Origin of the sequence: Nocardia pseudovaccinii NBRC 100343 (assembly GCF_001613225.1) — a bacterium.
GTDB lineage: Bacteria > Actinomycetota > Actinomycetes > Mycobacteriales > Mycobacteriaceae > Nocardia > Nocardia pseudovaccinii.
The window spans coordinates 1-8,865 of sequence record NZ_BDBY01000147.1; the positions used below are offsets into that span (position 1 = coordinate 1).

The 8,865-nt window shown below is 65.8% G+C and carries 11 protein-coding genes and 1 pseudogene; 7 read left to right on the forward strand and 5 right to left on the reverse strand.

Annotation, left to right across the window (positions count from 1 at the left end):
• Positions 1-1,151 (forward strand): annotated as a pseudogene (locus NP3_RS49165) (AfsR/SARP family transcriptional regulator); the annotation flags it as partial.
• Here the strand turns inward: NP3_RS49165 and NP3_RS17665 are convergent.
• The 3 genes from NP3_RS17665 to NP3_RS17675 form a co-directional block, all read right to left on the reverse strand.
• On the reverse strand, positions 1,135-1,896 hold the full coding sequence (locus tag NP3_RS17665) for an ABC transporter permease (RefSeq protein ID WP_063042678.1): 762 nt from the start codon (positions 1,894-1,896) through the stop codon (positions 1,135-1,137). The pseudogene NP3_RS49165 and the gene NP3_RS17665 sit on opposite strands and share 17 nt — an antisense overlap.
• Positions 1,893-2,837, reverse strand: a complete 945-nt coding sequence (locus tag NP3_RS17670) for an ATP-binding cassette domain-containing protein (protein WP_063042680.1) — start codon at positions 2,835-2,837, stop codon at positions 1,893-1,895. Before NP3_RS17670 ends, NP3_RS17665 begins: the two co-directional genes overlap by 4 nt.
• Before the next feature lie 95 nt (positions 2,838-2,932).
• Positions 2,933-3,499: a TetR/AcrR family transcriptional regulator gene (locus tag NP3_RS17675; protein WP_063042682.1), complete on the reverse strand. Its 567-nt coding sequence runs from the start codon at positions 3,497-3,499 to the stop codon at positions 2,933-2,935.
• 86 nt (positions 3,500-3,585) lie between these two features.
• Between NP3_RS17675 and NP3_RS17680 the strand changes: the two genes are divergently transcribed.
• The gene (locus NP3_RS17680) at positions 3,586-3,900 is read left to right on the forward strand and encodes a hypothetical protein (protein WP_063042684.1); all 315 of its coding nucleotides are present in this window, start codon (positions 3,586-3,588) and stop codon (positions 3,898-3,900) included.
• Between the two features lie 79 nt (positions 3,901-3,979).
• Positions 3,980-5,077 (forward strand): CaiB/BaiF CoA transferase family protein, encoded by a 1,098-nt coding sequence (locus tag NP3_RS17685; RefSeq protein ID WP_063042686.1) that lies wholly within the window; start codon positions 3,980-3,982, stop codon positions 5,075-5,077.
• Between the two features lie 18 nt (positions 5,078-5,095).
• Here NP3_RS17685 and NP3_RS17690 read toward each other — a convergent pair whose 3' ends face one another.
• Positions 5,096-5,797, reverse strand: coding sequence for an NUDIX hydrolase (locus NP3_RS17690; protein ID WP_063042687.1), 702 nt, complete (start codon positions 5,795-5,797; stop codon positions 5,096-5,098).
• 23 nt (positions 5,798-5,820) lie between these two features.
• Positions 5,821-7,323 (reverse strand): MocR-like transcription factor YczR, encoded by a 1,503-nt coding sequence (yczR, locus tag NP3_RS17695; protein ID WP_063042689.1) that lies wholly within the window; start codon positions 7,321-7,323, stop codon positions 5,821-5,823.
• A gap of 62 nt (positions 7,324-7,385) precedes the next feature.
• Between yczR and NP3_RS17700 the strand changes: the two genes are divergently transcribed.
• From NP3_RS17700 to NP3_RS17715, 4 genes are all read left to right on the forward strand, one after another.
• Complete coding sequence (locus tag NP3_RS17700) at positions 7,386-7,700, forward strand: hypothetical protein (protein ID WP_063042691.1); 315 nt, start codon at positions 7,386-7,388, stop codon at positions 7,698-7,700.
• Positions 7,701-7,752: 52 nt separating this feature from the next.
• Positions 7,753-8,325: a methylated-DNA--[protein]-cysteine S-methyltransferase gene (locus tag NP3_RS17705; protein ID WP_063042693.1), complete on the forward strand. Its 573-nt coding sequence runs from the start codon at positions 7,753-7,755 to the stop codon at positions 8,323-8,325.
• Between the two features lie 72 nt (positions 8,326-8,397).
• Positions 8,398-8,613, forward strand: a complete 216-nt coding sequence (locus NP3_RS17710; protein WP_063042695.1) for a type II toxin-antitoxin system VapB family antitoxin — start codon at positions 8,398-8,400, stop codon at positions 8,611-8,613.
• Positions 8,610-8,865 (forward strand): PIN domain-containing protein (locus tag NP3_RS17715; RefSeq protein WP_157124374.1); only part of this gene is annotated, 256 nt, incomplete at its 3' end. The genes NP3_RS17710 and NP3_RS17715, both read left to right, overlap by 4 nt.

An 8,865-nucleotide genomic window follows, 5' to 3' on the forward strand; every position in this document is an offset into this window, starting at 1 on the left:
GGTACTGGTGGCTCAGCGGGCACAAGGCCGAGGGCATGGAGCTGATCACCGCCGCCGCCGACCTGCCCGGCGAGGTGGACGATGAGACCCTGGCCATCGTGTACGGGCTGATCGTGCACTTCATGTCCTCCGGACCCAATGACGAGCGCCAGGTGGACGAATGGATCCACAAGGCTTACCGGTTCAGCCTGCGCAGTCGGTCCCGCTACCCGCTGCTGTCGTTCACCGCCGCGCTGGAACACATGTTGCAGGGGCCGGACCAGTATCTGTCCGCGTTCGAACCGCTGCTCACCGACGAAGACCCCTGGGTGCGTGCACTAGCCCGGCTACTCCTGGGCAGGATGCGGATCGTGCTCGGCCAGGACGGGCGGGAGGCGGACGAGTATCTCGAGACCGCGCTGGCCGAGTTCCGGGCCATCGGCGAGCGCTGGGGGATTTCGTTCGCGCTGACCGAGCTGGCGGATCGCATCGCCGTACGCGGCGAATTCGCCACTGCCTGCGGGTATTTCGATCAGGCGATCGCGGTGGTCACCGAGGTGGGCACGATCGACGATGTCGTCCGAATGCGGTCGAGGCAGGCTCAGTTGTACTGGCTGCTCGGTGATGCGGAGGCGAGCGCGGCGGCCATGGCCGAGGCGCAGCGGTGCGCGGATCAGTCCGCCTGGCCGAACACACTGGCTGTTCTGGCACTGGAGAAGGCGGAACTGGCCCGGTGGAGCGGCGACACCGAGCAGACATACCGGCAGATCGACGTCGCGACAACCGCACTTGGCCGCGATGCGGAGCAGGCGCAAATCAGGGCGGTGAGACACAACCTGCTCGGCTACCTCGCAGCCGGTCTCGACGAAGCCCGCGAAGAATACGCAGCGGCCTTCCGGGCGGCGGCCGAGGCGGGATACGCGCCCCTCATCGCCCAGGTACTCGTCGGAATCGCGGACCTGGCGCTGCGTGCCGACCGAATCGAGCAGGCCGCGCGCCTGCTCGCGGCGAGTGCCGGAGTACGCGGACTTCCCGACCGTTCCCAACCGGATGCGGCCCGCATCGAGCAGACAGCACGACATCGCCTCGGTGAAGCGCGCTTCACCGAGGCGATGAGTGAGGGTGCGGAGGCGGACTGGCGTGAACTGGCCGCGACTACGCTCTCTTGTTGAACGTGGCACGTGACCACAGGTATCCGACGATGGCGAACCCGGCGCACCAGGCCAGCGCGGCGGCCGTGTAACCGCCCGACGGGTGACCGTTCAGAAATCCACGCAACGCTTCGATGATCGGCGTGAAGGGCTGATACTGCGCGAACTGCCGAACGCCCTGTCCCATCTTGTCGGCAGGCACGACCGCGCTGCTCACAAAGGGCAGCATGATCAGCGGCACAACGCCCATGCCCGCGGATTCCGGGGTTTTCGCAGCCATACCCAAGGCGACCGTGAGCCACGAGGCCGCGAAAGAGGTTGCCGCCATGATGCCGATCGCGCCGAGCCAGTCGAGCGCGGTCGCGGGCGGCCGGAACCCCAGCGCGAAGGCCACACCGATAACGGCCGTGATGGCTACCGCATTGGTCAATATGGTGGCCACGACGTGACCGGTCAGTACGGCGCTACGGGAGACATCCATGACCTTGAACCGGTTGATGATGCCCTTGGCCATATCGGAGCTCACCGATACCGCGGTGCCGGACAACCCGTAGCTGATGGCCAGCAGGATCATGCCCGGTGTCGCGTAATCGATGTAGTGCCCGCCGATGTCGAAGGCGCTGCCGAACACGTACACGAAGATCAACATCATCACGACCGGCATCAGAGCCGCGTTGAATACCGTGACCGGAGTCCGGGCGATGTGTTTGAAGTTGCGCCGCAGCATGATCGTCGAATCGGCCAGCGGTGCGGAAATGGTGCTCATTGTGCGTTGGCCTCCGTGGTCGCGTGACCGGTCAGGGAAAGGAAAACATCATCGAGGTCGGGGGTGTGGACGGAGACCTCATCGGCCTCGATCGCGATTTCGGCGAGCCGATCCAGCAGGTGGCGCAGTGATTTCGTGCCACCGTCGCCCGGCACCCGCAAGGTCAGCGCCTCGTCGTCGCGGGTGGAGCCGGGCAGGATCCCCGCCGCCGCATCCAGTTCCACGACAGTGGTGAACCGGAGCCGGATGTGGCTGCCCGGTACCCGGCGCTTGAGATCGTCGGGAGTGCCCTCGGCGACTATCCGGCCCTGGTCGAGCACCGCGATCCGGTCGGCCAGCTGATCGGCTTCCTCGAGGTACTGCGTGGTGAGGAAGATCGTCACACCACCGGCCGTCAAATCCCGCACGATGTCCCACATCGTGCGACGGCTACGCGGATCCAGCCCCGTTGTCGGCTCGTCGAGGAAAACGATTTCCGGCCTGGTGACCAGCGTCATCGCCAGGTCCAGCTTCCGGCGCATACCGCCGGAATAGGTCGCTGTCCGCTTTCGCGCCGACTCCACCAGATCGAATCGTTCCAGCAGCTCGCTGACCACCCGCTTGGCCTCGCCGCCCCGCAGACGGTGCAGATCCGCCATCAACTGGAGGTTCTCTTCCCCCGTCAGCAGATCATCCACCGCCGCGAACTGGCCGGTGACTCCGATCGCCGCGCGGACCGCCTTGGTCTCGGACGCGATATCGTGCCCGGCGACATGCGCCGTGCCGCCATCGGCCTTCAACAGCGTGGTCAGCACGTTCACTGTCGTCGTCTTGCCCGCCCCGTTCGGACCGAGCAGCGAAAAGATCGTCCCCGCACCGATATTCAAATCAATGCCATCGAGGACGACTTTGTCCCCGTAGGCCTTCCGCAGCCCGGAAGCCGCAATTGCTGAAGTTGTCATGCGACGACTGTCATCGGTCGGCCTGATACTGACCTGACACCGACCTGACACGTCCACTGACACGGTATTCGACCTGGTCAGCTCGGATCCGAAGGTTAGGCCGTCGGGCCGCAGGCGATGTCGAGGAAGGCGCCGCGGAGCAGCGCGGTGATCCGCTCGGGCGAGGCGTCACGCAGTCCGTCGAGCTGGAGCAAATGTCGACCGACGACGGTGCCGATGGTGATCGCGCCGATGAGCCCGGCGCGCAGGTCCGCATCGTCGTCGGCCAGATGCTCGGCGGCTTGCCGCTGCCGGGACACCATGGCGAGTCGCACTTCGGCTGCGGCATCGGGGTGGGTGAACATGGACCGGATCGCGGCGAGGGCGTCGGTGGGCTGCTGGGCGAGCTTGGTTTCGAGGGCCGTGAGCAGTTGGCCTGCCGCCTCTTCGGGCGTGCCGGTCACCATGTCTTCCTGTTCGAAACCGGAAGCCTGGGCGAAGAGGTTGTCTTTCGACCCGAAATAGCGCATCACCAGTCCGGGATCGGTCTGCGCCTCGGCGGCGATCGCGCGAATGGTGGCCCGGTCGTAGCCGACCTCTGCGAACAACCGCCGGGCCGCATCCAGGATCCGGGATTGTGTGCTCTGCCGTTGCTCGGCGCGGCTGCGAGGGCGAGAATTCATGGGCTCAGTCTACGGCTGTTGACCGAATCGAAGCGCCATGCTAACTTTCGGTCTACAACCGTTGACTGAAAAGAAGGTGGCTCGCCATGTGGCAAACGATGCTGTTGTCAGCACTGGCCGGACTGTTCGGTGCGAATGCGGTCCCGCATTTCGTCAAAGGCATGGTCGGCGAACAGTTTCCGAATGTGTGGGGTAACGATCCGCTACGCAATGCGGTGGCAGGCACCTTCGGACTCGCACTCGCGGTCGTCATCGGATACTGGGCCGACCTGCCGTCGCATGTCTACGCCGGAATCGGTGCCGCCCTGGTGGGCGCGCTGCTGATGGCGGTATTCCACGGCCGCGGCGGGGCTTATCGACTGAACTCCGCATTGGGGCGTGCGAACCCGTCTCGCATATAGCTCCGGCGTTATTGTCATACTGTCAATACAGCCTCGGGTCGCCCGGGGAGCGCTGGATCAACGACGAACCGAGGTAGGCGTGAGCACACCATCCACCGCCAAACAAGGCCCGCTCGCGGGCATCAAGGTCATCGAGCTGGCCGGTATCGGCCCCGGTCCGCATGCGGCGCTGCTACTGGCCGACCTCGGCGCCGATGTGGTGCGGGTACAGCGGCCCGGCATGCTGCCCGGCTTCATGGAGCGGCCGCAATGGCGCGGGCGCACCATCGTCGAGGCGAACCTGAAGGATCCGGCGGATATCGAGAAGGTGCTCACACTCGCCGAGAAGGCCGATGTGCTGATCGAGGGCTTCCGACCCGGCGTCACCGAGCGCATGGGCCTCGGCCCGGATGCGGTGCTCGCACGCAATCCGCGGTTGGTCTACGGCCGGATGACCGGCTGGGGTCAGAACGGTCCGCTGGCCGAACGCGCCGGACACGACATCAACTACATTTCGCTGACCGGCGTGTTGCACGCCATCGGCCGCAAGGGCGAGCGGCCGGTGCCGCCGCTGAATATGGTCGGCGACTTCGGTGGCGGCTCGATGTTCCTGGTATTCGGCATTCTCGCGGCCCTTGTGGAGCGGCAGAATTCCGGTAAGGGGCAGGTCATCGATTCGGCGATGATCGATGGGGCGCTTGCTCTTTCGCACATGATCTGGGGGATGCGCGGCATGGGCCTGTGGTCGGACGAGCGCGGCACCAACCTGCTCGATACCGGTATGTCGTTCTACGACACATACGAGACCTCGGACGGCAAGTACATGGCCGTCGGGGCGATCGAGGCGCAGTTCTACGCGGAACTGTTGCAGGGCTTGGAAATTGATCCCGAGGGCCTGCCGATGCAGCTCGATCCGAATGGCCAGGATCAGCTGAAGAAGCTGTTCACGGAGAAGTTCAAGACCAAGACGCGCGACGAGTGGGCCGCGATCTTCGACGGCACCGACGCGTGCACGACACCGGTGCTGACCTTCACCGAGGCAGAACAGAATCCGCACATTGCCGCCCGCACCGGATTGATCGAGATCGACGGTGTCGTCCAGCACGCACCGGCCCCGCGCTTCTCGCGCACCCCTGCCGGTACGCCCACCCCGCCGCCGAGCGAGGCGACGCCGATCGAATCCGTCTGGGTGGGCTGATAACTATGACCCTCTGAGCTAGTTCCGCGTCCATTCCGGCTGGGCGAAATGCGCGATCCGTGCGGCGTCGGGGTCTCGGCCGAGCAGTATGACTTCGCGGAACTGCCAGAGCATGGCACCGGTCGGTGCGTGGATGGTCATGTTCTCGGCGAGGCGCATCTGCAGTAGACCGGGGCCGTCGTAGGGCACGGAAGGGGCATCGGGCCGCAGATCCTGTTGTCGCACCGCCTCGTTCGGATGCACCCAATGCGGGACATCGTCGGCGGCCAGCCGGGCGAGATCCACTTGATGGACCGAGTGGACTTCGTCCGGACTGGGCCGCAACTCGGACGCGTCGGCTAGAGCCGCCACGATCGGCGTGATGACGAAACCCGATGCGGCGGGAAAGTCGTCGAGCCTGCCGAGCAGATCGGCCGGGCTCGCGGTCAGTCCGAGTTCCTCGTGCAATTCACGTATTGCCGCCTGCTCAACGGTTTCCCCGTCGTCGACCCGCCCACCCGGCAGCGCCCATTGCCCGGCATTGCGTCCGCGATACGCGCGTTTGATGACCATCACCGACGGCGGACCGTCTACCGCCACCACGCACAACAACACCGCCGCCCGGCGAAGACCCGGCGCGTCGGCAACCTCCGTATGCGGAAATCCGCCCAACCGCGCGCCCGCCAACTCACGGAAGCCGTCAACACTATCGGGGACCCGCGGTCCCGAAATGAGATCCATACCCTCGATATTGCACTACCCGATCAGTAGCAGGTGAGGGGTTGGAGGGGGTCGGCGGCGCGGGGGGTGAGGGCTTCGTAGGCGGTGGCGATCGACTTCACCGCCAAACGGAGTTCGGGTTCGGGATGGGTGAAGGGCAGGCGAATGAAGCGTTCGAAGGCACCCTGAACACCGAATCTCGGTCCGGCGGCGAGCAATACACCGTGGTTGGGGGCGGTGGCGGCCAGTGCGGTCGAGACCGGTGCCGGTAGCTGCGCCCAGACCGACATGCCGCCGTCGCCGACGATCGTGCGCCAGTCCGGCAGCTCCTCGCCGAGCGTGGCGAGCAGGGCCGCACGCTGGGCGCGGAGTTGATCGCGACGGCGGGCAAGGATGGTGCCCGCATTCTCCAGGAGGTGGATGGTGGCCAACTGATCCATGACGGGCGTGCCGAGGTCGACGGTGGAGCGGATGCCGAGCAGTTTGGTGATCAGCGACTGGTTGGTGCGGATCCAGCCGACGCGCAGACCGCCCCAGAAGGATTTCGAGGCCGAGCCGATGGTGATGATCTCGCTGCCCTTGGCGAAGGCCGCGACCGGCGGCGGCGCGGTCCGGTCGGTCAGGCTCAGGTCCACCATCGACTCGTCGATCACCACGGTCATCCGGGTCTCGCGGGCGATGGCGGTCAGTTCGGCGCGGCCGTCGGCGTCGAGCAGCAGGCCGGTCGGGTTGTTGAAGTCCGGCACCAGGTAGGCCAGGGTGGCCGCGGTTTGCCTTGCGGCACTGCGGATTCCGTCGAGATCCCAGCCGGATTCCGGGGTTTCGGGACGCAGCGGCACCGGCACCGGGCGGGCGCCGACATCGCGGATCGCCTCGATGGCATTCGGATAGGTCGGGTGGTCGATCAGCACCCGGGCCGCGGGCGCGGTGAGCACATTGAGCAGCAGGCGCAGGCCGTGCTGGGCACCCAGGGTGACCAGGATCTGGTCCGGTTCGGTGGGCAGGCCGCGTTCGGTGTAGCGGCGGGCCAGCGCCTCGCGCAGCGCGAGCACACCGACCGGATCCATACCATGCGTGCCGAGATAGGCCGGAAGACCTTGCAGCGCAATAGAATATGCCTCCTGCATCTCCAGGGGCGCGGCCATCGCGGCGTAGGTCATATCGATGGTCGGCAGTTCCGGTTGCGCCATCATCGCCAGAATGCTGCGGGCCGGTTTGGTGCCGTCGTGCTGCACGTCGCGCGGGAGGGCGACGGTGCTGCGCGAACCCTGACGGCTGATCAGGTAGCCGTGTTCGCGCAGCAGGCTGTAGGTGGAGGTGATGGTCGTGCGACTGACGCCGAGCGTGGTGGCGAGGTCGCGCTCACTGGGCAGTGCGACGCCGAGCGGTGCGCGACCATCGTGGATGAGCAGGCGGATGCCTTCGGCGAGAGCCAGATAGGCCGGGCGCGTCGACCGGCGCTCCCCCGGTTCGCCGTTCTCGTCCGCACTGCGCCAACTCCCCAGATCGCGGGCAAGGCTGGCGGCACCGATAACTCTCGTCGACATAAAGTCCAGTATTAGCGAAGTGGATATTCAATGACAAGGCCAGTGCGCGCACCCTTGCTTTTATGACCGCCCTCGCCACCCTGCTCGTAATCGCCGCCTTCGCCTATCTCGTCCACCGATTCGCCCGGCGGCGCCCGAGCGAGGTTTTCCGCCTCGAACGGTTCCACGCGCCGGGCCCGCTGACCGACTGGTCGCCTTCCTACTACGAAAACCAGCGTCAATACGCGGATCTCACCGCGATCTACGGCCGCAACGATGTGCCGGATCCGGACGCTCCGGCCCTCAGGCATCCCGAGCGGACCGCGCAGCGCCGGATCTCGAACCCGAGTTGCGGAGCGGTGAAGCCGACCGCCGGTGGCATCCAGGCCAGTTTTTGAGAACTGGACTGGTCTGGTCGAAGATGTCGGACCGGGCGTGCACACTGACCGTATGAGTGCTTCCGCTCGCCCGGTCACCGGGTCGGCGCTGTTCGAAACCGCAATCGGTACCTGCGCGATCGCCTGGATCGACGACCGCGTATTCCGATTCGGACTGCCCGAGGCGAGCCCCGCCGCGACGCGGACCCGGATCATGCGCCGCAGCAGCCGAATTCCGGACGCCGAGGAAATTCCGGAGGCGAAACCCATCGGCCCGATCGCCGAAGCCATCGCCCGCATCCAGGCCCACCTCGCCGGGGAACTCGACGATTTGCGCTGGATTCCCGTGAGCACCAATGGAATTCCGGAATTCCACCGCGCCGTCTACGAAGTCACCCGCGCCATCGACCCCGGCCACACCCTCAGCTATGGCCAGGTCGCCGACCGTATCGGCGCACCGGGCGCGGCCCAGGCCGTCGGACAGGCGCTCGGCCGCAACCCGATCCCCCTGATCATCCCCTGCCACCGAGTCCTGGCCGCCGACCACGCCCTCACCGGCTTCTCCGCACCCGGCGGCATCACCACCAAACAACGCCTCCTGGAAGTCGAACGCACCCCCGGCTTCGGTGAACCCACTCTCTTCTGACCAGAATCGCCTCGACCGCGTGTATCTGTGCTGATATCCTTGATATACGACTAGATATCAAGGGGGTTGCACATGGCTCGGACTGTGATCGATGTCGATGATCAACTGCTTGCCGACGTCTCGAAAACACTGGGTACCAGCACAAAAAAAGACACGGTGAATTCGGCGCTCCGTGAAGTGCTGGAGAACCGGCGACGGACACTTGCACTGATACGACTGCAGGATGCCGCCGCCGACGGTGCCTTCGATATGGATCTGCTCGAGGACAAGCGGAACTACCGGCGGTGAGCGCGGCCCAGTTCTTGATCGACACCAGCGCATTGGTGCCGATCATGAAACAGGATCCGGACGCCTTCGCTTGGCAACGCGCGGCAGCGGCCGGGCTGATCGCGGTTTGCCCGATCGTCGAGCTCGAGTTCTTCTACTGTGCGCGTTCCATGGCCGATCGGGAACAGACCGTCGACGACATGCGGGCGGTGTTCGGCTGGGAACCCGTCGATGATCGGGCCTACGCCCGCGCCTGGGAGGTTCAGGCCGAGC

What these genes read in the sequence shown, in the direction of transcription:
- NP3_RS17710 (WP_063042695.1), top strand. Translation starts at nt 8,398, where the DNA reads ATGGCTCGGACTGTGATCGATGTCGATGATCAACTGCTTGCCGACGTC.
- NP3_RS17670 (WP_063042680.1), bottom strand. Translation starts at nt 2,837, where the DNA reads ATGACAACTTCAGCAATTGCGGCTTCCGGGCTGCGGAAGGCCTACGGG.
- NP3_RS17700 (WP_063042691.1), top strand. Translation starts at nt 7,386, where the DNA reads ATGACCGCCCTCGCCACCCTGCTCGTAATCGCCGCCTTCGCCTATCTC.
- NP3_RS17665 (WP_063042678.1), bottom strand. Translation starts at nt 1,896, where the DNA reads ATGAGCACCATTTCCGCACCGCTGGCCGATTCGACGATCATGCTGCGG.
- NP3_RS17675 (WP_063042682.1), bottom strand. Translation starts at nt 3,499, where the DNA reads ATGAATTCTCGCCCTCGCAGCCGCGCCGAGCAACGGCAGAGCACACAA.
- NP3_RS17705 (WP_063042693.1), top strand. Translation starts at nt 7,753, where the DNA reads ATGAGTGCTTCCGCTCGCCCGGTCACCGGGTCGGCGCTGTTCGAAACC.
- NP3_RS17680 (WP_063042684.1), top strand. Translation starts at nt 3,586, where the DNA reads ATGTGGCAAACGATGCTGTTGTCAGCACTGGCCGGACTGTTCGGTGCG.
- NP3_RS17690 (WP_063042687.1), bottom strand. Translation starts at nt 5,797, where the DNA reads ATGGATCTCATTTCGGGACCGCGGGTCCCCGATAGTGTTGACGGCTTC.
- yczR (WP_063042689.1), bottom strand. Translation starts at nt 7,323, where the DNA reads ATGTCGACGAGAGTTATCGGTGCCGCCAGCCTTGCCCGCGATCTGGGG.